General features: G+C 63.8%; 24 protein-coding genes. 18 read left to right on the forward strand and 6 right to left on the reverse strand.

Annotation, left to right across the window (positions count from 1 at the left end; all coding sequences use genetic code 11):
• The first annotated feature begins 121 nt into the window (after nucleotides 1–121).
• From E1956_RS33850 to E1956_RS33875, 6 genes are all read left to right on the forward strand, one after another.
• Complete coding sequence (locus tag E1956_RS33850; RefSeq protein WP_134757398.1) at nucleotides 122–1108, forward strand: helix-turn-helix domain-containing protein; 987 nt, start codon at nucleotides 122–124, stop codon at nucleotides 1106–1108.
• 183 nt (nucleotides 1109–1291) lie between these two features.
• Nucleotides 1292–3013, forward strand: coding sequence for a ubiquinone-dependent pyruvate dehydrogenase (poxB, locus tag E1956_RS33855; RefSeq protein WP_134757400.1), 1722 nt, complete (start codon nucleotides 1292–1294; stop codon nucleotides 3011–3013).
• Nucleotides 3014–3060: 47 nt separating this feature from the next.
• Nucleotides 3061–3363, forward strand: a complete 303-nt coding sequence (locus E1956_RS33860) for a YtcA family lipoprotein (protein WP_134757402.1) — start codon at nucleotides 3061–3063, stop codon at nucleotides 3361–3363.
• A 22-nt stretch (nucleotides 3364–3385) separates the two neighbouring features.
• On the forward strand, nucleotides 3386–4441 hold the full coding sequence (gene mdtN, locus E1956_RS33865; protein WP_134757404.1) for a multidrug transporter subunit MdtN: 1056 nt from the start codon (nucleotides 3386–3388) through the stop codon (nucleotides 4439–4441).
• 22 nt (nucleotides 4442–4463) lie between these two features.
• Nucleotides 4464–6551, forward strand: a complete 2088-nt coding sequence (locus tag E1956_RS33870) for an FUSC family protein (RefSeq protein ID WP_134757406.1) — start codon at nucleotides 4464–4466, stop codon at nucleotides 6549–6551.
• 82 nt (nucleotides 6552–6633) lie between these two features.
• Nucleotides 6634–8037, forward strand: a complete 1404-nt coding sequence (locus E1956_RS33875) for an efflux transporter outer membrane subunit (protein ID WP_232072170.1) — start codon at nucleotides 6634–6636, stop codon at nucleotides 8035–8037.
• A gap of 48 nt (nucleotides 8038–8085) precedes the next feature.
• On the opposite strand, the gene E1956_RS33880 is transcribed toward E1956_RS33875, so the two are convergent.
• A complete protein-coding gene (locus tag E1956_RS33880) occupies nucleotides 8086–8487 on the reverse strand; it encodes a DUF3331 domain-containing protein (protein ID WP_134757408.1) in 402 nt (133 codons plus the stop codon).
• A gap of 133 nt (nucleotides 8488–8620) precedes the next feature.
• Nucleotides 8621–10807, reverse strand: a complete 2187-nt coding sequence (locus E1956_RS33885; protein ID WP_134757410.1) for a PAS domain-containing sensor histidine kinase — start codon at nucleotides 10805–10807, stop codon at nucleotides 8621–8623.
• 369 nt (nucleotides 10808–11176) lie between these two features.
• Here E1956_RS33885 and E1956_RS33890 point away from each other — a divergent pair, with 369 nt between their 5' ends.
• The 7 genes from E1956_RS33890 to E1956_RS33915 all read left to right on the forward strand — a co-directional run bounded on the left by E1956_RS33890 (nucleotide 11177) and on the right by E1956_RS33915 (nucleotide 16652).
• Nucleotides 11177–11815 carry a response regulator transcription factor gene (locus E1956_RS33890; RefSeq protein ID WP_134757412.1) on the forward strand — a complete coding sequence of 213 codons (639 nt, stop codon included), beginning with the start codon at nucleotides 11177–11179 and terminating at the stop codon, nucleotides 11813–11815.
• Nucleotides 11816–11945: 130 nt separating this feature from the next.
• Complete coding sequence (locus tag E1956_RS33895; protein WP_134757414.1) at nucleotides 11946–12731, forward strand: SDR family oxidoreductase; 786 nt, start codon at nucleotides 11946–11948, stop codon at nucleotides 12729–12731.
• A 32-nt stretch (nucleotides 12732–12763) separates the two neighbouring features.
• A complete protein-coding gene (locus E1956_RS33900) occupies nucleotides 12764–14476 on the forward strand; it encodes a thiamine pyrophosphate-dependent enzyme (RefSeq protein WP_134757416.1) in 1713 nt (570 codons plus the stop codon).
• A 491-nt stretch (nucleotides 14477–14967) separates the two neighbouring features.
• Nucleotides 14968–15498 (forward strand): PAAR domain-containing protein, encoded by a 531-nt coding sequence (locus E1956_RS33905; protein WP_167760200.1) that lies wholly within the window; start codon nucleotides 14968–14970, stop codon nucleotides 15496–15498.
• 2 nt (nucleotides 15499–15500) lie between these two features.
• Nucleotides 15501–15998 (forward strand): M35 family metalloendopeptidase, encoded by a 498-nt coding sequence (locus tag E1956_RS33910; protein WP_232071980.1) that lies wholly within the window; start codon nucleotides 15501–15503, stop codon nucleotides 15996–15998.
• Nucleotides 15938–16156: a M35 family metallo-endopeptidase gene (locus E1956_RS47100; RefSeq protein ID WP_232072172.1), complete on the forward strand. Its 219-nt coding sequence runs from the start codon at nucleotides 15938–15940 to the stop codon at nucleotides 16154–16156. Before E1956_RS33910 ends, E1956_RS47100 begins: the two co-directional genes overlap by 61 nt.
• A 10-nt stretch (nucleotides 16157–16166) precedes the next feature.
• A complete protein-coding gene (locus E1956_RS33915; RefSeq protein WP_134757420.1) occupies nucleotides 16167–16652 on the forward strand; it encodes an OmpA family protein in 486 nt (161 codons plus the stop codon).
• Between the two features lie 140 nt (nucleotides 16653–16792).
• Here the strand turns inward: E1956_RS33915 and E1956_RS33920 are convergent, their stop codons facing one another.
• Together E1956_RS33920 and E1956_RS33925 are read right to left on the reverse strand one after the other, a co-directional pair.
• Nucleotides 16793–17134: a DUF4148 domain-containing protein gene (locus tag E1956_RS33920; protein ID WP_134757422.1), complete on the reverse strand. Its 342-nt coding sequence runs from the start codon at nucleotides 17132–17134 to the stop codon at nucleotides 16793–16795.
• 143 nt (nucleotides 17135–17277) lie between these two features.
• On the reverse strand, nucleotides 17278–17694 hold the full coding sequence (locus tag E1956_RS33925) for an anti-sigma factor family protein (protein WP_134757424.1): 417 nt from the start codon (nucleotides 17692–17694) through the stop codon (nucleotides 17278–17280).
• Between the two features lie 501 nt (nucleotides 17695–18195).
• On the opposite strand from E1956_RS33925, the gene E1956_RS33930 reads away from it, so the two are divergent.
• The 3 genes from E1956_RS33930 to E1956_RS33940 all read left to right on the forward strand — a co-directional run bounded on the left by E1956_RS33930 (nucleotide 18196) and on the right by E1956_RS33940 (nucleotide 22021).
• Nucleotides 18196–19350: an NHL repeat-containing protein gene (locus tag E1956_RS33930; RefSeq protein WP_232071982.1), complete on the forward strand. Its 1155-nt coding sequence runs from the start codon at nucleotides 18196–18198 to the stop codon at nucleotides 19348–19350.
• Between the two features lie 209 nt (nucleotides 19351–19559).
• Complete coding sequence (locus E1956_RS33935; RefSeq protein ID WP_134757426.1) at nucleotides 19560–21194, forward strand: ABC transporter substrate-binding protein; 1635 nt, start codon at nucleotides 19560–19562, stop codon at nucleotides 21192–21194.
• Nucleotides 21191–22021, forward strand: a complete 831-nt coding sequence (locus E1956_RS33940) for a gamma-glutamylcyclotransferase family protein (protein ID WP_134757428.1) — start codon at nucleotides 21191–21193, stop codon at nucleotides 22019–22021. Before E1956_RS33935 ends, E1956_RS33940 begins: the two co-directional genes overlap by 4 nt.
• 75 nt (nucleotides 22022–22096) lie before the next feature.
• On the opposite strand, the gene argC is transcribed toward E1956_RS33940, so the two are convergent.
• Nucleotides 22097–23026 (reverse strand): N-acetyl-gamma-glutamyl-phosphate reductase, encoded by a 930-nt coding sequence (gene argC / locus E1956_RS33945; protein WP_134757430.1) that lies wholly within the window; start codon nucleotides 23024–23026, stop codon nucleotides 22097–22099.
• A 128-nt stretch (nucleotides 23027–23154) separates the two neighbouring features.
• Between argC and E1956_RS33950 the strand changes: the two genes are divergently transcribed.
• A complete protein-coding gene (locus E1956_RS33950; protein WP_134757432.1) occupies nucleotides 23155–24039 on the forward strand; it encodes a LysR family transcriptional regulator in 885 nt (294 codons plus the stop codon).
• 96 nt (nucleotides 24040–24135) lie between these two features.
• Here the strand turns inward: E1956_RS33950 and E1956_RS33955 are convergent, their stop codons facing one another.
• On the reverse strand, nucleotides 24136–24834 hold the full coding sequence (locus E1956_RS33955) for a haloacid dehalogenase type II (RefSeq protein WP_134757434.1): 699 nt from the start codon (nucleotides 24832–24834) through the stop codon (nucleotides 24136–24138).
• A gap of 326 nt (nucleotides 24835–25160) precedes the next feature.
• Between E1956_RS33955 and E1956_RS33960 the strand changes: the two genes are divergently transcribed.
• Complete coding sequence (locus E1956_RS33960) at nucleotides 25161–26132, forward strand: zinc-binding alcohol dehydrogenase family protein (RefSeq protein ID WP_134757436.1); 972 nt, start codon at nucleotides 25161–25163, stop codon at nucleotides 26130–26132.

Raw genomic sequence — 26132 nt, forward strand, 5'->3', positions numbered from 1 at the left:
GGTGGAGCAGGTTGCCTCGATCATCACAGTAGTGTCATGTGCTGATATATGACCTCATACCAACGTATGGTCGTTCCCCGTGCAAGAGTCCAGCGCGCATGAGCTTGGGAAGGAATCGAACATGGATGCTGCTGTGTTGTCTCTCGTGCCAGCGACGGTGCCCGCGCGCGTTGCTTCGTCCGCTCAGGACGCGATCACGCCGCCCTTGCGCAACAGCTTCCGGCTCGAACGGAGCTGGCGCGACACCGTGCCGTTCGATGGCGTCGTGGCGTCGCGCTGGCGCATGCCGGCCCCGTGCGATACGGCGTTCGAGCGCGCGGGATGGGGGGAGGGCTATACGCTGGCGGTCCATCTGAGCTCGACGCGGATGCTGTTCCAGCACGAGCGCGAGATCGTCTGGAGCGGCTTCGTGGCGCCGGGAACGATGCTCGTGACGCAGCCGGGCGAGCGCGCCACAGTGCGCTTTCACGCGCCTTGCGACGTGCTGCACGTCTTTCTGCCGATGCGGCAGGTGAGGCGCCTGATCTCGGGCGCGCGCGGGGCCGACGCGCCGCAGCCCATCGCATTGGGCGGCAGCGGGCTCATGCGCGACGCCGCAATCGAGCGGCTCGCGCTGTTGCTGGCCGACGTGCAGGACGGCGCGGTGGCTTTCCATCGCGACTATGCGTGCGCGATTCGCGAGGCCATCGTCGCCCGGCTGCTCGCGCTTCAGGACGATGCGGGCGAGGCGCGCGACACGCGTGCCGAGGTGCGCCGGGCCTCGCTGCCGGACTGGCGGCTGCGGCGCGCGCTGGCGTACGTGGATACGCACCTCGCCGAGCCGATCGGGCTGCGCGATCTGGCGGCGAGCGCCGGGGTCACGCGCATGCATTTCGCGGCGCAGTTCCGTCTGGCGATGGGGCTGGCGCCACACGAGTATCTGATGCGCTGCCGGATCGAGCGCGCGAAGTCGCTGCTCCTGAATGCGGACCGCGCGATTCTGGATATCGCGCTTGCCTGCGGTTTTCGCACCCACGCCCATTTCGGCGCGGTGTTCAAGCGCATGGTGGGCGCCTCGCCCACTGGTTGGCGAGCGCAACGGCTCGAGCGCGGCGAAGCCATTTCGTGATCCCGGCCGTTCGCGCGAGCGCAGCGCGGCCGTGCGCGTACGACAAAAACCGTGCTGCCGCGAGCGCGCCAACGGCGTGCGCTCTCCAGAATTCACTCACGCGTCAATGCTGTACGCAACGGCGGCGCGCTGCGATGCGCGCGGCGCGTGCGGCGATTCCTCAACCCATACCGGGGACCTGAAATGGCACAGACGGCGGCAGACTACCTGGTTGGCGCGCTCGCACAGGCGGGCGTGCAGCGCATCTTCGGTGTCGTGGGCGATTCGCTGAACGGATTCACGGATGCCCTGCGGCGCGACGGCTCCATCGAGTGGGTCCATATGCGGCACGAGGAAAGCGCCGCATTCGCGGCCGGCGCCGAGGCCCATCTCACCGGGCAGCTTGCCGTCTGCTGCGGCAGTTGCGGCCCCGGCAACCTGCACCTCATCAACGGACTCTTCGACTGCCAGCGCAGCGGCCTGCCCGTGCTGGCCATTGCCGCGCATATTCCGAGCACCGAAATCGGCATCGACTATTTCCAGGCCACCCATCCCGAGGCCTTGTTCAAGGACTGCAGCCACTACGTCGAGCTCGTGTCGAATCCCGGGCAGCTGCCGCAGATCCTCGGCCGCGCGATCCGCACGGCCGTTGCGCGCAAGGGCGTCGCCGTGGTCGTCATGCCGGGCGACGTGGCGCTCGGCACGCTGGAGAAACCGGTGCCGGCCTGGAGCATGCCGGCCGCGCCGGTCCTGCGGCCAGCGGATGCGGAAGTGGAGCTGCTCGCGGAACTGCTGAACCGCAAGCCGCGCATCACGCTGCTGTGCGGCGCGGGCTGCAAGGACACGCATGACGAGGTGGTCGAGCTGGCGCGCAAGCTGAAGGCGCCCATCGTGCACTCGCTACGCGGCAAGGAGCATCTCGAGTACGACAATCCGTTCGATGTGGGCATGACGGGGCTGGTCGGGTTTGCCTCCGGTTATGCCGCGATGAAGAGCTGCGACATGCTGCTCATGCTGGGCACGGACTTTCCTTATCGGCAGTTCTATCCCGAGGGCGTGAGCATCGCGCAAGTGGACGTGCGGCCCGAAGCGCTCGGCAACCGCTGCCCGATCGAGCTGGGCGTGCTGGGCACGGTCAAGGACACGCTCGACGCGCTGCTGCCGCTGCTCGACGAAAAAACCGACGCCAGCTTCCTCAATCGCGCGCTCGACGATTACCGGCATGCGCGCAAGGAGCTCGATGCGCTGGCGGAGCCGAGGCCTGGCAGCAGCACGATCCATCCGCAGTACGTGACGCGCCTCGTGAGCGAGCTCGCCACCGACGATGCGATCTTCTCGTGCGACGTGGGCACGCCGATCGCCTGGACCGCCCGCTATCTGAAGATGAACGGCAAGCGCCGGCTCGTGGGCTCGTTCAATCACGGCTCGATGGCCAATTCGATGCTGCATTCGATTGGGGCGCAGGCGGCTTTCAGGGACCGTCAGGTGATTTCGATGTCGGGCGACGGCGGCTTCACGATGATGATGGGCGAGTTCGTCACGCTCATTCAAACGGGGTTGCCGGTCAAGATCGTTATCCTTAACAACGGAACGCTCGGCTTCGTCGAGCTGGAGATGAAGGCGGGCGGCTTTCCCGATACGGGCTGCGATCTGAAGAATCCGAATTTTGCGGCAATGGCCAACGCGATGGGGATCAAAGGCGTGCGCGTCGAGCATCCCGAGGCGCTGGAGGGCGGCTTGCGCGAGGCGTTCGCGCATGCGGGGCCGGCGCTCGTCGATGTCGTGAGCGCGCGCCAGGAGCTGGTGATGCCGCCCGTCACGACGCTCGACGAGGCGGCCCACTTTGGGTTGTTCCTGATGCGGGCGGTCATGGACGGCCGCGGGCAGGAGCTCGTCGATCTCGCGAAGGTCAATCTGCTGCGCTAGCGCCAATGGCACGGCGTGTCGCTCGACCTCGCCATGGCGGCGACGCCATGACCGCGCGCCGCGCAAGCCGCGCGCGGGGATGGGCCCATGCGCCCGGCGCCGCCCGATGGGGACGCACGGCGTGGGCCTGCGTGCTGTTGCAGGGCTGCAGCCGGTCGCCCTCCACGAGCGTGCTGGGCGCCTACTACCCCGACTGGCTGTTCTGCCTCGTGGGCGCGGTCGTGGCGGCGGTCGTGATACGGCTCCTGTTGCTGCGCGCGGGGCTGGAGGACTGGCTCGATCCGCCGGCTGTCGGCTATCCGTCACTCGTCGCGCTGCTCGCATTCGTGGGTTGGCTGCTGTTCTTCTGAGGTCTGACGAAAGCGGGAATACATGGAAGCAAGCACTCAGGGCCGCAAGAAGAAACTCTTCACGTTGCTGCTTTTGCTGGCGGCTATCGCAGTGGGCGTGCTGGTGATCTGGCGCGTGGATACCGAGCCGCGCACCGACGACGCCTACGTGTACGCGGACACGATCAACGTGGTGCCCGAGGTCTCGGGGCGGATCGTGAATCTCGCGGTGCGGGACAACCAGCGCGTGAAAAAAGGCGATCTGCTGTTCCAGCTCGACCCACGTCCCTTTCAGGACGCGCTCGACCGTGCCCGTGCGTCGCTCGAGCAACTGAACCAGCAGATCATGCTGACGCAGCGCTCGGTCAACGCGCAGGTATTCAACGCATCGGCGGCGAAGGCGAGCGTGGAGCGCGCGCGGGCCGCCGCGCGGCAGGCGGCGGATACGCTGCATCGCATGGAGCCGCTCGTGCAGAAGGGCTACGTTTCCGCCGACGATCTGGACCGCGCGCGCAGTTCCGCGCAAAGCACAGCGGCGGAGCTTGCCGCCGCCGAGTACCAGGCCCGCGAGGCGACGGCCGCGATCAGCGGCGTGGAAGCCCTGGAAGCCCAACGCGCGGTGGTGCAGGCCGAAATCGCCACCGCGGCGCTGAACCTCGAATACGCGACCGTGCGCTCGCCATTCGACGGCGTGGTGGTCTCGCTGCGCACGACGCGCGGCCAGTTCGCCTCCGCCTCGTCGCCGGTGTTCACGCTGATCGACACGACACACTGGTACGTCATCGCGAACCTGCGCGAGACCGAGCTGGCCGCCATCCGGCGCGGCACTCGGGCCACCGTCTATTTGATGAGCAATACCGCGAAGCATTTCGAGGGCGAGGTGGATTCGGTCGGCTTCGGCGTCGCGCCCGAAGACGGCGGCAGCCTCGCCCAGGGCTTGCCGCAGGTCCAGCGCAGCATCAACTGGGTCCATGTTTCGCAGCGCTTTCCGGTGAAGATCCTGGTCAAGGACCCGGACCCCGAGCTCTTTCGCGTCGGCACCTCGGCTGTGGCGACGTTTCACCCGGGCAGCCGGCAGGACCGGCGCAATGCAGGCTGACCGTGCATAGGCATCCTTAACGATGACGCGCCTTCTACCCTTCCTCCACGACGAGCTCGCGCCGTTCCCGGGCCGCATGAACGTCGCGCTGCGCGCCATCGCCGCTTCGGCGATCGTGATCGTCGCATCGATGACGCTCGAGGTCCCCTATCTCGCCGTGTCGCTGATCGTCGTGTTCTACGCGACGCAGGCCAACGTCGTCGTCACCCGATTGATTGCGCTCCTGTTTCTCGCGGGCGTCACGCTTGCGGTGGGCTGCACGGTGCTGGTGCTCAAGCTCACGTTCGACGTCCCGTTGCTGCGCATCGTATTCGCCAGCGCGATCTTCTTTTGCTGCCTCTACGCGATGCGGATCTTCCAGTTCGGCATCGTGTTCTTCGTGGCGGCGCTCGTCACGATCTACGTGCAGACCTTCGTGGATGTCACCGAGGACGCGGAATCGATCGTGCGCGCGACGCTGTGGGTCTGGGCCGCGGTGGGCTATCCGATCGCCGTCACGCTCATCATCAACTCGCTGCTGTTGCCCGCAGAGCCACGCGACCAGATGCGCCGCTTGATGGTGGCGAAGCTCGCGGTGGTCCAGGCGTGCCTCGAAGCATGGCTCGACGGTTCGACCGCTCGCGCGCCGTTGACGGCGCACGATGTGGAATCCACCACGACCGCGCTGCAAAAGCTGCTGAGATTCTCGGGCATGCGCGGCAAGCTCGACGCGCTTGCGCAGTCGCGCGACCTGGCCACCGTGACCGCCGTGTCGAACCTCTATGTCGCCGCGTCGAACCTGCGCCCATCTGTGGCGCCTTCAGCGCCGCTTGCCGCGCGCGGGAGGGCGCTGCGCGATGCATGCGCTGTGTTGGCTCGTGCGATAGAGAACGATGAACCGTTTGCGGTGGTAGCGCCTGGCGCGCCGCAGTCCGATCCCAACGCCGCTTCGACTCAGGCCGCCGAGCCGCCGTGGGCGCTCGTCGCGATGAATCGCGCGCTGCTGGATCTGGCCGCCTGCATGACGGCGCAGACCGTGGACATGCACGCGCCGCCGCGCCAGCCTGTCCTCGCAAAAGATGCCTGGACCAATCCGGTCTATGGCCAGTTCGCGCTCAAGACCTTGCTCGCCGTGCTCGTCTGCTACCTCTTCTATAACTCGGCCGACTGGCAAGGCGTCCATACCGTGATGCTGACATGCCTCGTCGTCGCCCAGCCGGGCCTCGGCGCATCGAGCCGGCGCTCGGTGCTGCGGTTCTGGGGCGCGGTGGGCGGCAGTCTGCTTGCGCTCTTCGTCGTCGTCTTCGTGCTGCCGCAGATCGACAGCATCGCCGCGCTGCTCGTGGCCGTGCTGCCCGTGCTGTTCGCGGGCGCGTGGATTGCCGCGGGCTCCGAGCGCATCAGCTACGCGGGCGTGCAATTGATGTTCACGTTCTCGCTGGCGTTTCTCGAGCAATTCGCGCCCACGTTCGACCTGACCGAGATTCGCGACCGCATGGTCGGGATATTTCTCGGCATTGCCGTTGCGACCTTCGTGCAGATCACGCTCTGGCCCGAGGGCGAGGCGGCGTTGCTCAGACGCCGTCTCTCGGCCAGCCTCGCTTCGATCGCGAAGCTGCTCGCGCCCGGCGATGCCCAGCGCGAGACGTCCGCGGTGGCACACGCGCGCATCGCGGCGTGGGCCGCGCTCAGCGACTGCGAGGGCTTGCTGCTGCGCGTGGCGCTCGAGCCGACCTGGCGCGAAGGCGAGGAAGAGCGCGTGACGCTGCTGGCGAACTCGGTGCTGGCGGCCGCGCGCGAATTGCTGCTCGCCGCGGACGCGTTGCGCAGTGCGTCCGATGCTGCCGGCGCGGCGTTGCCCGCGCGTCTGGACGAGCGCATGCGCGATTTCGCGTCGCGCGCGGCGTCGGCCATTGCGGAGTACGCGCGGGGGCTCGCCGAGCCTGCGCCGTCGGCTAGCGCACCGCGCCTGCCGGGCGTGATCGAAGACCGCGCAGGTGAGAGCGAGCGCGGCGCGGAACTGTTGGCCGAAGCCGAGCGCGTCCGCCGTGCCGTATCGAGCCTGCCCGACTGGGTGGGCGACGCCGCCGCTTCCCCGTTGGCGCTGCAAGCCGGTGCGCATCATGATTAGCGCCATCCCGCACGTGCGTCGCAAGCGTCGAAGCGCGCATGCGCGATCGCTTTCGTTCTGTATGGCCACCGTGTGCGCGGCCATGCTGAGCGCTTGTGCGTTGATACACCATGACCCTGGCGCGGTGGCCCAGGTCGATGCTAAACGTGTTCAACTCCCCACAGAGCTGGCGGTGCCGTCTGGAACCTGGCCATCCGAAACATGGTGGCAGCAATACGACGATCCACAACTCACGGTGCTGATCGAGCGTGGGCTGTCGGCGTCGCCGACCATGGCCATCGCGCGCGAACACGTTGCGTTGGCCCATGCGCAGGCAAGACTTGCATTGGCGGCAGCCGGCCCGCAGATCAACGCGTCGGCGGCCATCGACCGCGAGTACGTATCCTCGAACGGCTTTCTGAGCGCCTATGCGGGCAAGGACCCGGGGATAGGCGCGGACGGCCCGTGGTACACGACCGGCCTCGTGGGCTTCGACGGCGCATGGGACATCGACATCTGGGGCCTGCATCGGGCGCAAATCGCGGCGGCCGTGGGCGTCGAGAACGCGCAGAAGGCGGAGGAGGCGGACATCGCGCTCGAGCTCTCGACCGATATCGCGCGCATCTACTACACGGTGCAGACCGCGTACGCGAGCATCGATCTCTTGAAACAGGAGCGGGATGCGCTTGCGGTCCAGCTCGATGCACATCGTCTGCGCTACGAGCGGGGGCTCGAGCCTGAAACATTCGCCAGGCAGTCCGAAGCGCGTCTCCTCTCGGTCAATCAGCAGATCGCGCAGACCACCGACGAGGTGGCGACCGCTCAGGAGTCGCTGCGCGCGCTGCTTGGCGCCGATTCGACCGGGCTGGCCGCGCTGGCGCCGAAGCCGCTGCCTGCGCTCGCGACGGGCGTGCCGCCGAGCCTCGGTTTCCAGCTACTGGCCCGCCGCCCCGATTTGCAGGCGCTGCACTGGTATGTCGTGGCATCGCTCAAGCGCGTGGACGCCGCCAAAGCCGCGTTCTATCCGAACTTCGATATCAAGGCCTTCTTCGGCTTCAACGCGTTGGACCTCTCCCAGCTATTCCTGCATCGGAGCCAGCAAATCGACATCATCCCCGGCCTCTCTCTGCCGGTGTTCGACAGCGGCAGGCTGAACGCCTCGCTCAGCGGCGAGCGCGCCGCGAGCAACGCCGCCATACTCCAGTACAACCAGGCCGTATTGAACGCGGTGCGCGACGTGGCGCAAACCGGGAGCGAGCTGCAGGACCTCAACGAGCGGACCGGCATGCAGCAGCGCAAGCTCGACGATGTGCAGTTCGCGTTCGACAGCGCTTCCGGCCTGTACGGGCGCGGGCTGGCCGACAGGCTGCAGGTGGAACAGGCGCGCGAGACGCAGATCCAGGAGCGGCTGGCCATGCTGCAACTGCGCAGCCAGAGTCTGCAGGCCTCGATTGCGCTGACGAAGACGCTGGGCGGCGGGTATCAAGCGGCGGGCGACACCCATTGAATGGGCGGGCTTGTCCGCGCAAATCGCGCTGTCATGTCTTGAACCGCGTTAGGCCTGCTCGGCGAGCGGAATCGCTTCCATCACGGAGGCCAGGATCATGGCCTCGATGTTGCGCGGCGCGGGCTGGACGAAACGAGGGCGGTAGACGGCTTCCCCCCGGGCGATGGCTTGTCCGCTGAGCGCGCATCTGCCGCTCTTGCGCGCCACGCAGCGCCGCCAGAGCTGCTCGCCGTAGCAGCAGGCGGTAGGGTCGCTCCATGCGACGGTGGCGCCGCTCGGACCCTGGCGCTCGATCACCTTGACCGCGCAGCGCGGGTACGCGTCGGCGCCGTATTCCGTGCGCGCGGGACCGGGATAGGAGCGGGTACGCGGCGTCTTGACGACGCTGTCGAGGCCGAGCAGGGTCATCGTGTGACACCAGGTGCGGCCGGCTGGATCGGCGTTCTTCATGATACGCAGTCCGTAGTTAATCGAACGGGCGTGCAAGAGCGGCGCGGATCCCGATTCGAATCGGCGTGCTGGCTTCCCTGCATCACAGCATAGTGAGCGGCAGGCTAGCCCGCTATTACATGAACCTGCAGTATCAGGTGGCGTTCAGCGCCTGCTGAGGAACGCTGACGGGCGCCACGGGGAGCAATGCGCTGAAAGTGGCGCCGTACCCCGTATTGTTGGCGGCGGACAGGCGTCCGCCGTGGGCTTCGACGATCGAGCGCGAGACCGCGAGCCCGATGCCCAGCCCCTTGGTCTTGGTCGTGAAGAACGGATCGAAAATGCTGTCGCCTTCGGTGATGCCCGAGCCGTTGTCGACAACCTCGATCAGCACCGACATGGCATTGGCCTGCCCGACCTTGACGGCGACGCGCGGCGTCCGCCCGCTGCTGCGCGCCGCCTCGATCCCGTTGGAGATCAGGTTGATCAACACCTGTTGGATCTGGATGGGGTCCACAAAAACCGCAGGCAAATCGTCGGGCAAGTCGAAGCCGATCTCCGCGTCGCGCTTGTTCTCGTCCTCGCGCAACAGGCGCACCGCTTCGAGCACCATGTCGCTCACGTTGCGCCGCTGCTTCGCGAGAGACTGGCGCTTGCTGAAGAGCGCGCGGATGCTTTGCATCGTCTCGTCGGTGGCGTGCGCGTCGCGCACGAGGTTCTCGAGCGACGCGCGGGCCTCGCTCAGGTTCGGCGGCTGCGCCGCGAGCCAGCGCCGGCACGCCTGGGCATTGGCGATCACCGCGGTGAGCGGCTGCTTGAGCTCATGGGCGATCGAGGCGGACAGCTCCGCCACCGTTGCGATCTTCGTCGCGCGGGCCAGCTTCGCCTGGGTCTGCCGCAGCCGGCCCTCAGTATGCTTGAACGCGTCGATATCGAGGCTGAGCCCATACCATCGGACGATATTGCCATCGCAATCGCGCATCGGCTCGGCGGCCTGCTGGTGCCAGCGATACGTACCGTCCTTGCGGCGCAGACGGGTCACATGGCTGTATGGCTCGCCGGTCTCGATCGAGTGCGTGAAGGCCCGGATCACGCTGTCCCAGTCGTCGGGATGAATCACGCTGCGGTAGCCGAGATCGACGAGATCGCCCGCCTGCACGCCGGCATAGTCCGCCGTTCTTCGATTGATGTAGTCGGGCTGCCCCTGCGGGTCGGTGCACCAGATCATGCCGGGGATCGTTTCCGCGATCTCGCGCAACTGGTGCTCGCGCTGCACGAGCGCTTCGTCGGCGAGCTTGCGCGCGTGGATGTCCCACGCGATGCCGACCCAGCGAACGAGCTCGCCGCGATCGCCGTTGACGGCCTGGGCGCGGCACAGGAACCAGCGATAGACGCCGTCCGCGCGGCGCAGACGGATCTCCACGTCCTCGGGGTTCCGGCCTTCCGCGAGCTCTTGCCAGTAGCGCGCGTCGGCCGCCACGTCGTCGGGGTGGATGACCGCGTGGAACGCGTCGCACGCCCGCGCGTCGGCGAGGCCGGTATAGCTGCGCAGGCTCGGGCTCAGATACTCCAGGGTGCCGTCGGGCAGCGCCGTCCACACGTGGCCGGGAATCAGGTCGCCCATGGCTTCGAGCGTCTGGTTGCGCAGGCGCAGTTGCGCTTCCTCCCGTTTTTGCTCGTCGATGTTCCAGTGCATGCCGTACACGCGGAACACCTTGCCGTGGCGGTCGCGCTGCGTGTGCATCACGGCGGCGAACCACTGGTAGGCGCCGGCCGCCGACCGGTAGCGGCAGTGGTACTCCTGAGGGTCGCCGGTATCCCTGGCGCGGGCGAAGGCCCGGGCCGGAATCCAGGCATCGTCGGGATGGACCAGGGTAAAGGGCGCGCGCAGCTCCTCGAGCGTGCGGCCCGTATAGTCGAGAATGGATTGACTGATGTATTCGAGCTTGCCGTCGATGGTCCTCGACCAGATATTGCGGCTCAGCTCGTCGATGGGCAGGCCGAACGGATCGTCCTTGAGCGTGGTGGTCGATGCGCGCTGTTTTGGCCGTGGCGCGACGCATTCGGCGCACAGCCATGCCGCGGCCATGGCGACGACCGCGTGGACGAGCGGGCCGGCCCCCATGACGGAGAGCGGCGCGCCGGACGGCGCGAGCACGATGCCCAGCGTGGTGAAGCCCGCGGCCAGCCGCCCGAAGCCGCGGCCGAGCCAGTGCGTGACGGGCACCACCAGAAGGACGCCGAGGCAGCCGGAAAGTGGCTCGAGCCAGCCCGCCGCCGCCGACACGCCCGCTACGGCGACGGCGAGGAGGGCAAGCCGCGATGAACGTGGATATCGCATTCGCAAGTCACCATCGGGTTCGCCGGCGCACCGTGCAGTCCTGCTCCGCGTTGCGGCGCCTATGCAAGCGATGATACGAGCTTTTGAGGGGTGGGGACCTCGCGCACGGATGTTGGCAATTTGTCAGGTCGAACGCGGCGCAGGGGCGCGCGCCGTAGCGGCCGAACGGCAAGCCTATAACGCCGAATTCGCCGACGACACTACATATTCCTGTAACCCGCAATGCCGGCTCGCGGCGCGCGGCGCGTCTTCCGCGTGACTATAATTTCCGGATCATCGCCTCTCGGGCGGTCCTTTCAATGAACTTTCCCGCCTCGCGCGGCCGTGCGCATCATCGATGCCGGCCGTGCCGGGTGACAGAGGGGTTCGATGGAATCCGCAGGTGAAATGGTCTATGTCGTCGACGACGACGCGCGCGTGCGCGAAGCGCTGTCTGCCTTGCTGCGCGCCAACGGCAAGAACGTGCTGGCGTTCGGCTCGGGCGCCGAGTTTCTCGAGGCGCCGCGCGAGGACGCGGCCGCGTGCCTGATTCTGGACATGAGGATGCCGGGGCTGGGCGGGCTCGAGGTCCAGAAGCTGATGGCGAGCGACCTGCCCATCCCGGTCATCTTCATCACGGGGCGCGGCGACATTCCCTCGACCGTGCTGGCGATGAAAGGCGGCGCGCTGGACTTTCTCACCAAGCCCATCTGCGAAGACGAGTTGATGCGCGCCGTGGATACGGCACTGGCGAAGGCGCACGTGCTGCGCCGCGAGGCCGCCGATCGCGCGGCGCTGCGCACGCGCTACGAAACCCTGACGCCGCGCGAGCAGGAGCTGCTGCCGCTGCTGGCCAGGGGGCTGCTCAACAAGCAGGCTGCGGGAATACTCGGGATTACTGAGTATACGGTGCAGGTGCACCGCGGCCACATCATGAAGAAGATGCAGGCCGATTCGTTCGCGATGCTGGTCAAGCAGGCGAGCCGGCTCCAGCTCGACGTGTCCACCGAAGAATCCAGCGACGCGTGACACGCCTGCCGGGCGTATCGTTCCGTTTTCTCCACCCATACAGGACCGCGCCATACCATCGTATAGGGTGCGCGGCGCGAGCCTGTGGCCTACATTCGTTCCGTGCAGTGCACCTGGACGGAGGGAAGTCATGGATCTGGGCCTGGAGAACAAGACTGCGCTCGTTCAGGGCGGCGGCGGTGGACTCGGGCGCGCGATCGCCGTGACCCTCGCGCGCGAAGGGGCCAACGTCGCAATCGCGGACATCAATGAAGATGCCTTGCAGCAGACCGCGAAGGCCATCGAAGCCGTGGGCGGGAAATCCTTGTCCTTGCAGTGGGACCTGGCCGACCTCTCGCTGATCGAGCCACATGTGGCCGCGATCGAAGCGGCTTTCGGCGGCGTCGACATTCTCATCAACAACACGGGCGGACCGCCGCCCACGACGGTGGCGGGACAGTCGGCCGAAGTGTGGCAGAGGTACTTCGGATCGATGGTGCTCCCGGTGATCGCGATTGGCGACCGGATCCTGCCGGGCATGCGCAAACGCCAATGGGGGCGCGTGATCACGAGCACCTCCTCGGGCGTGGTCGAGCCAATTCCCAATCTGGGCATGTCGAACACGCTGCGGCTCTCGCTCGTGGGCTGGTCGAAGACGCTTGCGCGCGAAGTGGCGGCCGACGGCATCACGGCGAACATCGTCGTGCCCGGCCGCATTCTCACCGACCGCATCCGGTTTCTCGACGAGGCGAAGGCCAAACGCGAAGGCCGCACGCTCGAGTCCGTGGAGGCGGAAGCGGCGGTGTCGATTCCGGCAGGCCGGTTGGGCGATCCGCAGGAATACGCCGACGTCGTGACATTTCTCGCCAGCGCGCGTGCGTCCTATGTCACGGGCTGCATCGTGCGCGTGGACGGGGGCGTGATCGCCAGCATCTAAGATTGGATGGACTCCTCAATACGGAGGCGTATATGGGCATGAAGGTAGCCGAGATCATCGTCGAGGTTCTCGAGCAAGCGGGGGTCAAGCGCTGCTACGGCATCGTGGGCGACACGCTCAACCTGTTCGCGAAGAACCTGGAGCGCAGCTCCATCAAATGGGTCAGCGTCCGCCACGAAGAGGCGGGTGCGTTTGCTGCGGGCGCGGAGGCCGGCTTCACGCACAACCTGACCGCATGCGCCGGCAGTTGCGGCCCGGGCAGTCTGCATTTCATCAACGGCCTGTATGAAGCCAATCGCAATCGTGTGCCCGTCGTCCTGATCGCAAGTCAGGTGACGATGGGCGAGATGGGCTTCGAATTCATCCAGGAGGTGGACTTCAAGTCGGTATTCGAGGGCTGCTCGGTTTTCTGTGAAATGATCCTGACGCCGGACCAGGCGCGCAAGAAGACGGTGATGGCGTGCCAGGCCGCGCTCTCGAAGCAGGGCGTGGCGGTGCTGATCGTGCCGGTGGATATCTCGCACGGCGAGGTGAGCGAAGACTACCCGTATCGCGTGCACTACAGCCGGCCCGAGGTCCGGCCCGGCGATGCGCAAATGGAAGAGATCGCGCGCACCCTCAACGCGGGCAAGAAGATCGCCATCTATGCGGGGTCGGGCTGCGAGCACGCGCGCGACGAGATCGTCGCCGTGGCCGGGCGGCTCAAGGCGCCGGTCGCGCACACGTCGCGCGCCAAGTGTTTTCTCGAGCCGGACAACCCGTACAACATCGGCATGACGGGTATTCTCGGCAACGAAGCGGGTTACAACGCCGTGCTCGAATGCGACACGCTCCTGCTGCTGGGCGCCGATTTTGCATGGCGCCAGTTCTATCCCGACGATGCAAAGATCGTTCAGATCGACATCGATCCGACCCACCTGGGGCGGCGCCATCACATCACGATAGGCGCGGTAGGCGACGTTCGCACCACGCTGCAGGCCTTGCTGCCGCATCTCGAGGAGAAGAGCGACGCCGCGTTTCAGCAGAAGTACGTGCACCGCTATGCCGAAGCAATGGCCGCGGAGCGCGAGAATCTGAAGCCGGGACACAACGACAGCATTCCCGGTTCGTACCTTGCTTCGCTGATCGACCACTACGCGGCCGACGACGCATTGTTCTGCGGGGATGATGGCACCCCGGTGGTCTGGGCGCTGCGCTTGCTCGAAGCGAACGGCAAGCGCCAGATTTTCGGCAGCCTTCTGCACGGCACCATGGCGACGGCGCTGCCGAGCGCGATCGGCATACAAAAGGCGGCGCCCGGCCGCCAGGTGATCGCCATGTGCGGCGACGGGGGCATTGCCATGCTGTTCGGCGAACTGCTCACGACGATCCAGGAGGACGTGCCGATCAAGATAGTCGTGTTCGACAACGGCAAGCTCGGCTTCGTGGAAATCGAGCAGAAGTCCGAAGGCATGCTCGATACGTTCACGCGGCTGAAGAACCCGGACTTCGGCAAGGTGGCGGAGGCGATTGGCCTTTGGGGAAAGACCGTCAGGAACGCATCCGAATTGCCGGCGCTCGTGCAGGAGTGGTTGGCGCAGCCGGGCCCGGCTTTGCTCAATGTCGTCGTCAATCCGCTGGAGTTGGTCAAGCCACCGTTCTTTGAAGTGAAACCCGCGCTCGGCATGGCGCTGTATTCGGTCCGCGCCGTGCTCAACGGGCGCGGCGCGGATGTGCTCGAGATGGTTCGCGAGAATTTTCTTTGAGGATTGGGTATTCGATTTGAGCTTTTCGGCAGCATCAATGTTCACGGAGGTGTCACTGTACGGAGCTTTGCGCTGTATTCGATTGACTTGCTGGAGAAGGGGCCGGCTGCGCGCCATCGAATGATGGAGGCGGGCAAGGTGTGAAAAGTGGTGGGACTGCTCCTGATGCCGTTCAGTTAATCAACTGAACGGCATTTTTTGTTTTGATGCCGGAACAGGCGAGAAAGGGCTTGTAAGCGCGGCCGGAATATTTCGAGATATTGAGCGTGTATTGCCGAATATCAAGTTAGCCACACGCGGCAATGCGCCGTGAATCGTTCATACCTTCATTCAGACAAGTCCGATATCGCGCTCGCGCAGGCGGAGGAAATTTCGCCTGAACGGGATAAATTTGGGCCCGCTTTCCGGCCTGTGGCACGACCGGCCAGTTGCTTTTATCGGCTCCCTGGAGGTATGGAAATGGCAGAGCAACAAAGGCTATGGGTTGCGGTATGAGGCGCTATCTGCTCGGACTGGGCGACAAGTCCACCGTTGGCGGCGTCGTTATCGAAGGTGTGGAGCGTCGTACCCACCAAGGCCAGCCACTGACTTTCATCAACGCGAAAGTGCTGTGCCCAGTCTGCAATTCGGTGGGTGTCATCGGCTGGAAGGGGCCGCACCGATCGGCCACGATGATGGGCAAGCAACAAGCGCTCGAAGGCGATATCTGTCTCTGCCAATGTGATCCACCGCCAGTCATGCTCGCGTCTCAAGACACGGCCTGGCATGAGTTCGCCTCGCACGAAATGGACGGCGCGGCACATGGGTCAGCCAAGGCGCCGCAAACAGGTGCAATTCCGAGTGTCTATGACGAACAGTTCACACTGAAGGACGATACAGGTAGTCCACTTTCTAATGTTCGCTATCGCATCGTGACGGACAGCGGGGAAGTCTTTCACGGCACGACGAACGCGGCAGGGCAAACGCAGCGCGTTTCCACGCAAGGATCATCAGCGCTAAAACTCCAGTTGGAGAAGCAATAAATATGGCTGATAGCACAGAATGGCAGACCGTTCACGATACGGCAGTGACAAACACGAACCCGAATTCGAACGTAAACATTACACTCGACCCAACGCCGATCTGCTCAAACATGACCAACGGGGAATTCCGTGATTCAATCATCAAATCGCGTGAGGAAGCAGTTGGTTTGATTCAAAAGCGCATTGCTGCATTTGCTCGATGGGATGCAATCGAACAAGCGAGAGCGAAGAAGTGGTTAGGTCGATCAGATAATGTGACGCGTATCATACTGCAATCGGGATTGCTGCGACTTCTCCAAGTGATGAAAGAATTGAAGCCGGAAAATATCATTCGTGGGATCAACAGAGGCAACGAAACATCACGTGCACTATCTTTCCCGACAACGGGTTTACCGACGCAGCAGTCTGCAAACCCGACACGGCAAGGCGCATCATTGCGATATACCCGCATTTTTGCACTTCGCCCCGTTCTCAACTTTGGCACGGATGTCAAGTATTGACGTTAATTCACGAGTGCACTCACTTTACAGACGTGTTCGATTCTAATGATGAAATGTACGGCATCTCCGTTGGGCTTTCGTTTTGGGTACGGGATAACCCCGACAAGGCGATAAAGAATGCGGATAGCTTGACGTGCTATGTTGGCCTTGAAGATTAAGGGGAGGTTTGTGAAGAAAATTAAATTTTTCCATGGCGTGGCGTATTGCCTGCTAGTCCTGCTATTCGCATCGAGCGTAAGTGGCGCAAGTGCATGCACGATTTCGGAGGATATGACAAGCAGCTTGCCGCTCAATTCGACAGAGATATCGAACTCAGATCGTATCAATATTGCGAACATGGTGCTCGCCGCGAAACAATGGCCGGATGTCGAAATCAGAGGCATAGTCTACGCAGGGGGGTACATACGTGAGCGTAACCCAAAGGCTATGGCGGCAGAGCGTGCAGCGGTCCTCAAGCGCTACCTGATTCAAGTTGGGGTCAAGGAAAGCAACATTTGGGTTGATACAAGAATTATCAAAGAGCCCGATGTCGATGACAAAGGCAAAGCTACACTCAATCAGATTTCAGTAAGTCTTGTCCCCATATGCGAGGGAGGATGCGGACGGCTTTGCAATGATCCGCGCGTGACGCCCAATAGCAAGGTTATCAACTAGGCGTCAGCTATCGGCACTGTAAAAATCCCCGCTCTGGCGGGAGCGCCGTTCGGTTGCCTGACTGAGCGGCGATAGTTGCGGGCCGTTCGGCGGAACGCTGCCGAACGGCCCGCAGATGCGTAAGAAAGTCAGCTATGACCTCACGATCCAAAGAAAATATTGCAGTAGCTGACAGGCCCGACGCAAGTTGACGGATCGGCGGGCGCCTTCTTTTGCATGGGGTGGCCGGCGTCGCTGGTGCCTGCCGTTGCGGCACCCATGCCACTATCGCCGTTCTCCTGTTTTTGCCTGTCGACTTGCTGTTGAAAGACCGGTGAAACGTCAGGGTACGATGTGTCGCTCACGAAATCCAGGCCATTGCGTTGGGCATCGATCAACTCCTGACGCACCTCCGCCCGGGTCTTTTCCTGGGCCTGCGCGCTGAGCGCAACGGGAACTGCAGCGAGGAAAATCAGGGAAGCTATTACGGTTCGCTTATTCACTTTGGACTCCGATGTAAATGACGGGATTGAGCGGACCGAAACGCTGCAGTCGTCGTCGGGCGTGCTCGCACATGTAATACCGGCAACGGGCGCAGCTTATTCCCGAAACTTGCACGGCGCTTCGGGCGATGCTTTGAACCCTTTTACAACTGCGGTTGCGCAGGGACAGGCGCGACGCACGGCCGGGCCTTGTCGAGTGACATCTGCGTTGCCGGTAACGTACTGTGCGAGGACATCGCAGCGGCTAGCACTGCCAGGGCGGCGCCGGCGAAAAGCGCGCCAACGGCGAGCGCCGTGCGCCGCCACCAGGACATGCGCACGCGCAGCACCACGCACGGCACGTTTGCCTGCGCGGCTAGATCAGCGAACAGCGCACGCAGGGCGGCCCGCTGCGCGCGATAGTGTGCGACGGCGTTCGCCGCGCACCGGTCGACGGTCAGGCGCTCTGCCAGTCGCTGGCACTCGGCGTACGACAGCTCGCCGTCGACGAATGCCGATAGTGCGCGCAGCGCGGGCTCGCTGAAGCTCGCCCCGGCTGTGGGATTGAGATCGTCGCGCATCGGGTTTGCTCACTGCGTTCAATGCCGACGGGCATGCCAGCCGCTGAGCGCGCTTCGTGGCAGCTCGGCCTCGCCACGAAGACGAACAGGCGCACCTCACGCTGTTCAAGCTGGGACAAGCATCTGCGCGAAAGTCATCCCGTCTCCTGGCGGATTGCGGACGTAGACAAAACGTTCGGCATGCGCCGTTTATTCCGCGGTGCCTGAAGACGAGACGGGCCCTGACTTGAATTCCCCGATCGTGATGGTCGTAAGCGAACATGGCGATGCCATACTGTGCATGCGCAACGACCTCCCGCCCAAGCATGAATCGATCATTCCGATTGACGGCGCACTATCGCGATCTCATGGATTCAATTTCTCGCTACAACGAAAGTCTCCCGGAATAAGCGCATCGCCCGCTCGTTTACGCAAAACGCGAGTCGCGCGAAGCATGGCAGGCTCTCCGGCTGCGCGATTCGTCCCGGCGGTCCGGACCGTCCGTGCGCAAAGAGGTGGCAAATGAAAGCTTCTCGTTCTTTATCTGCATTCAGTTCATACATGGGTTTGGAGGCGCACGCGAAAGCGCCGCGCGCATCCCGCTTCGTGCGTCGTGCGGTGTGTGGAGCCGGCCTTCTTGCTCTATCGCTGGGGACGGTCTGCGCCGACGCCCAGCAGACGATCCTGCCGCCACAGTCCGCGATCGACTCGACCGTACCGGCCAACGGCGATCTCAATCCGTACGGAATCGCGTTCGTCCCGGCCGGCGTGCCGTCGTGGAGCACGCTCAAGCCCGGCGATGTGGTGGTGTCGAATTTCAATGCGAGTTCGAATCTGCAGGGCACCGGTACGACGATCGTCAAGCTCGTGCCTGGCGGCACACCGGTGACGTTCTTCGGTGGCAGCCACCTCGGTCTCACGACGGCGCTTGCCGTGCTGAGAAACGGCTCTGTGCTGGTTGGCAACGTGCCGACCACGAACGGCAAGAACGTGATCGCGCCAGGCTCGCTGCTCGTCATCAATCCGCAGGGCGGGTTGGTCAAGGAGCTGAAGGATCAGCGCCTGCTGGATGGACCCTGGGACCTCGCGGTGATCGACGCGGGGAATTTCGTCAAGGTCTTCGTTTCGGATGTGCTCGACGGAAGGGTCGCCCGGATCGATCTGGCGTTTGGGCCGAACGGCGTGACGGTGCTGCCGAGCTCGACCATCATCGCATCGGGCTACCTGCACCGCACCGATCCGGCCGCCCTGGTGGTCGGGCCAACCGGGCTTGCCTACGACCCGTTGCACGATGTGCTCTACGTCGCCTCGACCGGTGACAACGCGATATTCGCCATTTACGGCGCGGCCGGCTCGAATCACGACAACGGCATGGGCAGGATGATCTATCAGGACAACACTCACCTCCACGGCCCGCTCGCGCTGGCGCTCGCACCCAACGGCGATCTCGTCACGGCAAACGGCGACGCCGTCAACGCCGACCCGAACCAGCCGAGCGAGATCGTCGAGTTCACGGTGTACGGGCAATTCGTTGCGCAATTGTCGGTTGATTCCGTTTCCGGATCTGCGTTTGGTCTCGCGTTCGGATTCGACAGCAATCAGCATTTGCAGTTTGCCGCTGTGGATGACAACACGAATACCGCTACGGTCTGGACGTTGCGGAACAACGGTCAATAAGCGAGCACCTGGCTATTGCGGTCTGGGCGAAGCGCACCAGGCCGCCATGCCAACGGCCGGTTCACCTCGGAACCGGCCACGCGCTCTGGCAGCCGCCGCGCCCGGACCGCATGATCCGCGCTGCGCGTCGGCGGATTTTGACTAAGCTACTGTTGGTGGATGCAGTGAGTGAGCCCCGTTTTTAATTAAAAATGTATGGGAGAGTGCGCATGTCATCCTTCCGCTGGCTTTGTCTTGGTCGCCTCACGTCGCTTGTGTTTGCTTTCGGGATTGCCGGAACGATCTCGAGCGTGCCATCGTTCGCCGCCGTATTGCCGGACAAGACGCTCGTGTTCTGTTCGGAAGGCAGCCCGGCGGGCTTCGACTCGGCACAGTTCACGACCGGCCTCGAATTCTCGGCCGCGTCGTACACCGTCTACAACCGCCTCGTCGAATTCGAGCATGGCGGCACGAAAATCGAGCCGGGTCTTGCGGAATCGTGGGAGATTTCACCGGACGGGCTGACCTATACGTTTCACCTGCGCCACGGCGTCAAGTTCCACACGACGTCGTTCTTCAAGCCCACGCGCGACTTCAATGCCGATGACGTTCTGCTGACCTTCAATCGCATGTTCGATCCGAACAATGCGTTTCGCAATGCATACCCGGTCCAGTTTCCGTACTTCAAGGACATGGGACTCGACAAGGGCATCGCGAAGATCGAAGCGATCGATCCCTACACCGTGCGCTTTACGATGAAGACGGTGAACGCGCCATTCCTCTCGGAACTGGCCATGCCGTTCGCGTCCATCCTCTCGGCCGAATATGTCGATCAGTTGATGAAAGCTGGCAAGGCGTCCGATATCAATCTCTACCCGGTTGGCACGGGTCCTTTCATCTTTGTCAGCTATACGAAGGATGCGACGATTCGCTTCGATGGCAACCCTGATTACTGGAAGCCGGGCGTCGTGCGGGTGAGCAAGCTGATCTTTTCGATCACGCCGGACGCTGCCGTGCGCGAGCAAAAGCTCATGAAAGACGAGTGCCAGGTCATGACCTATCCGCGTCCACAAGCCATTGCCGCACTGGAGCACGATCCACAGATACAGGTGCTTCACCAGGTCGGCTTCAATCTTGGCTTGCTGGGGTATAACACGACGCACAAGCCGCTCGACCAGGTCGAGGTTCGACGGGCGCTCGATATGGCGATCAACAAGAAGGCCATTATCGCCTCGGTTTATGAGGGCGCAGGACAGTTGGCGACCAACCCCATGCCGCCCACTCAGTGGTCCTATAACAAAGGGCTCAAGGATGCGCCTTACGATCCGGGCAAAGCGAAGGAGATGCTCGCGAAGGCGGGATTTCCGAACGGCTTTGATCTGAGCTTGTGGGCCATGCCTGTGCAACGCCCATACAACCCCAATGCGCGGCTGATGGCGGAGATGATTCAGGCCGATTGGGAAAAGATCGGCGTGCACGCCAAAATCGTCACCTATGAGTGGGGCGAATACATCAAGCGTGCGCATGCGGGCGAGCACGACGCGATACTGATTGGCTGGACCGGAGACAATGGCGATCCGGACAACTGGCTTGGCGTACTGCTCGGCTGTGCGTCGGTGAACGGCAGCAACTTTTCCAAGTGGTGCTATCAGCCGTTCGAGGATCTGATCCAGAAAGCCCGTGCCACAACCGACGTGGCGGCCCGCACCGATGACTATATGCAGGCGCAGGAGATCTTCAAGCAGCAGGTGCCATTTACGCCTATCGCGCATTCGACCGTTTATCAGCCGATGCGCAAGACCGTCACGGGCTTCAAGATCGATCCGTTTGGTCCGACCCAGTTCTGGAATGTTGGGTTCAAATGACACGTGGGCAACATGGAAGGGTGAGCGCCCGGCTTCGCGCATGTGTTGTGGCACTGGCGCTCGCTGGTTCGGCGGCGTACGCGCAGACCACCGACTTCTGGGGAGCGCATCTTCCCAATCAGCCCACGCAGTTCATCTTCGGCTACGGCTCGCTCATCAATACGCGCTCGCGTGACGCCACGGCCGGCAAGCCGGTTGCGGCGATTCCGGTGCGCGTTTCGGCGGCGTTCGGCTATGTGCGCAGCTGGAACGAGCGCGCGCCCTCGGGGTTCACGGCACTCGGCCTGCGGCGTCCGCTCAAGGGCGAGGCGCCGATGACGATCAACGGCGTGATCTATCCCGTTGCCGGCAACGACATGTCCGCGTTCGACGAGCGCGAGAAGGGCTACGTGCGCGTCGAGGTGCCGCGCGCGCTCATCGAGGCCGTGTCATGGCAAGCGCTGCCGGCGCAGGGCACGGTGTGGGTCTACGTGCCGAAGGCCGAAGGCGAAGCGCCCGGCGAAGGGCTGCCTGGGCCGGACGCAAAGTTTCCGCTCGTTGAGTCGTATATCGACGTCGTCATTGAAGGCGGGCTCGAGTACGGGCCGGAATTCGCGCGCGAGATCATCGAGACGACCCGCGACTGGAGTCCCTACTGGCTCAACGACCGCACGCTCGCGCGCCGGCCATGGATACACGATAAACAGGCCGAGAAGGTCGATGCGTTGCTCGAGACATCGGCGCCGTGCTTCGCGCAGCGTGCCTTCTCGGAGGACTATGCCGCGCAGAGCGCCGCGATCGCCAAAAGCAAAGGCGACGTGTGCGTTCGGGAGGCGCACGCTCGCTAGAGCGCGCGCTTTCAACTACAGGCATCGATGTTGCGCTGGACACCGGGTCCGAACGTTAGCGCAAGCCATCGGCCACTATTGCCGCGCAAGCATGAGGTTCAGGTTCTGGACCGCGGCGCCGGAAGCGCCTTTGCCAAGGTTGTCGAACACCGCGGCAAGCAGGACGTGCCCGTGTTCCATATTGGAAAATACGCTCAAGCGCATGTCGTTCGTACCGTTGAGCGCTTGCGGATCCAGATGCTTCAAGGCGCGCGACTCATCCAGCGGCAAGACACTGACGTGTGCCGCCCCTGCATAGTGGCGTGCGAGGCATGCGTGCAGCGCGGCGCCGTCCACGCCGGGTGCCAGCAGCCGCAAATCGAGCGGTACCGTCAAGACGATGCCCTGGCGGAACGCACCATACGCAGGCACGAAGAGGGGACGCTGCGCGAGCCCGGCATGCTGCTGGATCTCCGGGGGGTGCTTGTGCGCGAGCTCCAGCCCATAGACCTGGTAGGCCGGCGCGCTGGAGGCACCCGGCCCCTCATGTTCCTCCACGCCGGCACGCCCGCGTCCGGAATAGCCGGACACGGCATGAATGCTGACAGGGTAGCTGTCCGGGATCAGCCCCGCCTGCAACAGCGGACGCAGCAAGCCAATTGCCCCGGTCGGATAGCAACCGGGATTGGTGACCCGACGTGCGTTCGCAATGCGCTCAGCCTGTCCCGGCGTCATTTCCGCGAAGCCGTATGTCCAGTCCGGCTGCGTGCGGTGGGCGGAGCTTGCGTCGATGACTCTGACCGCAGGATTGACGATGGCGCCCACGGCCTCGCGCGCGGCAGCATCGGGCAAACAAAGGATGGCGATGTCGCAAGCGTTGATGGCCTCTGCGCGCCGCTGCGGATCCTTGCGTTCCGCTGGGGCAAGCGTGAACAGTCTGAGGTCGGTCCGGTTGCGCAGCCGTTCGTGGATTTGCAACCCGGTGGTGCCTTGGTCGCCGTCGATGAAAACAACGGGAGAGCTCATGCGTGAATACTCCGCGGATGATGGGCCGAAACAGGGAGAGCGAGCCCCTATGTTCCATGGACGGCTAGAATAGGGAAAGTTGAATTTCATAACTTGGACATTCAGTTTTTCTGAATCTGGACGCCGACATGCGAGAGATCAGTCTGGACCGCTTGCGCACGCTGGTCGCCATTGCCGACCGCGGCTCGTTTGCCGAGGCGGCGCGTGCATTGCATCTGGCGCCGCCAACGGTCAGCCTCCATATTGCCGAGCTCGAGGACCGCATTGGGGCGCCGCTGTTGTCACGCAAGCGCGGACATGTCAGGCCGTCGGCAATAGGCGAGGTGCTGGTGGAGCGCGCACGCCGGTTGCTGGCCGATGCGGAGCAGGCGCTGGACGATATCGAACGCCAGGTGCAGGGGCTCGAAGGGCGTGCGCGGCTAGGCGCATCGACGGGCGCGATCGCGCACCTGTTGCCGCAAGCGCTCGAAGTGCTGCGCCAGCACCATCCCGGTATCGACATTCAGATTGCAGTGCTCACTTCGCATGAGACGCTGTCCCGGCTGGTGGATGGAACGCTCGATGTCGGACTGGTCGCACTGCCTCAGCCCCCGGTGGCGGGACTCGTGATCAAGCCCTGGCGCCGCGACCCCGTGATGGCCTTTGTGCCGGCGCATTGGCGCTGTCCGGCGCGCGTCACGCCTGAATGGCTCGCCGCGCAACCGCTCATTCTCAATGACGCGACCACGCGGCTCTCGCGTTTGACCGCGGAGTGGTTCGCGGCCGCGGGGCACCATCCCGTGCCGCGCATTCAGCTCAACTACAACGACGCGATCAAGAGTCTGGTGGCGGCCGGCTACGGCGCGGCGCTGTTGCCCCATGAGGCCACCACGCCGTTGCCCGACAAACGCATTGTCATGCGCCCGCTGCGGCCGGCGTTGTGGCGTCGGCTCGGCATTGCACATCGCGCGGGGTACGTCGAGCGTTCCACGCAACACGTGCTGGATGTGTTGTGGGGGCTGCGTTTGGCGTAGGGGTGCGGGTTACCGATAAGTCTTCTCGACCCGTTTCAGCCACGGTTCTATCGGCAAACGTCGATGTCTGAAACTGGCCGGTTCCATCGGCAGCGTTCAGCGTTGCCCTCGTGCCGCGCCGCTCACATCGTATAGCCGCAGCAATTCGTCAAGGCCGCGCACTTCCCAGTCCGGCGCCTGGCCCATCTCTTCGAAGACATTGCCTGCACGATTGATCCAGCACGTCGGAAATCCGAAGTAGCGGGCGCCTGTAGCATCCCACGCATTCGACGACACGAACAGGATCGACGATCGAGTCACGCCAAAAGCCTGCTCCGCAAGCCTGTAGGCGCGATCGTCGGGCTTGTAGACCCGTACCGGATCGACACTGAGCAGGTGGTCGAATTCGCCAACAAGCCCCGCATGCCCCACCACGGCGCCAATTGAATGCGGCGAACCGTTCGACAGCACCGCGAGCTTCAGTCCGCGTCGCCTGAGTTCCGGCAGTGTTTCGGGCACTTCGGGGAAGGGCAGCAGGCGCAGGTACGCATCGCAGAGCGCTTTGCACACGTCGTCATCCAGATCGAGCCCAAGGTGCTTGCAGGTGTAGCGCAATGCATCTTCTGTCGCGTGCTCGAACGTCACGTAACGGTTCATCAGGCTGCGCAGCCACGTGTATTCGAGCTGCTTCTGTCTCCACAGGTTGCTGATTTCACGCCCGCGTCCCGGGAAATGCTCGTCGCACCGGGCGACAACCGAATGCACGTCGAACAGCGTGCCGTAGAGATCGAACGCAATCGCCTTGATGTGATCCATATAGGCCTCCTGAATGAATGTCAGCGGAGCAGCGGGTTGGCTGCCACTGCCGCCATCGTGTCAGCCGTGCTCCGGTTCCTCGATCTGCTACCGGTGAGCAGCCACCTTGGTAAGCATGTCCTCATGGTAACCACTAAAAGCGTACTTGACAGGTTACATAAACCATAAGTAACCTTTAAAGCAAATCCAGAGCGGTTACATATTGGGCTCCGCCAGATCTGCCCGGCATTGGCGTGCCAGACAGGCCAACTCCGGATTCCGCGCTGGAAACACACGGCGCGTTGTCAGCATTGTCAGCAGTGCCATCAATCATCAGGAGAATCGTCATGCGTGCAATCGTGCTCGAAAAGTTCGGCGGCCTCGATAGCCTCGTCTATACGGAGTTGCCGGAACCCGAGCCACTGGAAGGTCATGTGGTCATCGAAATCAAGGCGTTTGGCCTCAACCATGCCGAGCTGCACATGCGGCGCGGCGAGTGGGCCGAAGCGGCCAAGGTCAGCGGCATCGAATGCGTGGGCGTGGTGAAGGCCTGTCCTGGCGGCGAATTTCCGGTGGGCGCGAAAGTCGCCGCGTTGATGGGCGGCCTCGGGCGGACCATCAACGGCAGCTATGCGCAATACACGCGTGCGCCGGTGGCGAACGTGGCGCTGATCGAGTCGGACTTGCCGTGGGCCGATCTGGCGGCGATTCCGGAAACGTATGCGACCGCGTGGACGTGCCTGTTCCGCAATCTCGCGATCGAAAAAGGGCAAACGGTGGTGATTCGCGGTGCGACGTCGTCGTTCGGGCAGGCGTCGGTCAACCTCGCTGTGAATGCCGGCGCAAAGGTCATCGCGACAACCCGCAGCCCGGCGCGCTTTGCGATGCTTGAAGGTCTCGGCGCCTCGCGCGCCGAGATCGAAGGCCCCGATCTGTCGAAGCGCATCGCCGAAGCAAAGCACATCGACGCGGTGCTGGACCTCGTCGGCAACAGCACGATTCTCGACTCGCTTGGCATGTTGCGGCGCGGAGGCCGGGCTTGTCTTGCGGGCTGGCTCGGCGGCCTCGCGCCGATAGCCGATTTCAACCCGCTGGCGCAAATGCCGAGCGGCGTCGACCTGACGTTCTTTGCCAGCTTCGTGTTCGGCACGCCCGGTTTTCCGCTTTCCGATGTACCGCTTCAAAAGATCGCCGAAGACGTTGCCGCCGGCCGTCTCAAGGCAAAGCCGTCCCGTGTGTTCCGCTTCGATGGGATTCGCGAAGCGCATCGCGTGATGGAAGCCAACGAAGCTGGCGGAAAGATGGTCGTCGTACTCTGA

Origin of the sequence: Paraburkholderia pallida (genome assembly GCF_004524855.1) — a bacterium.
GTDB lineage: Bacteria > Pseudomonadota > Gammaproteobacteria > Burkholderiales > Burkholderiaceae > Paraburkholderia > Paraburkholderia oxyphila.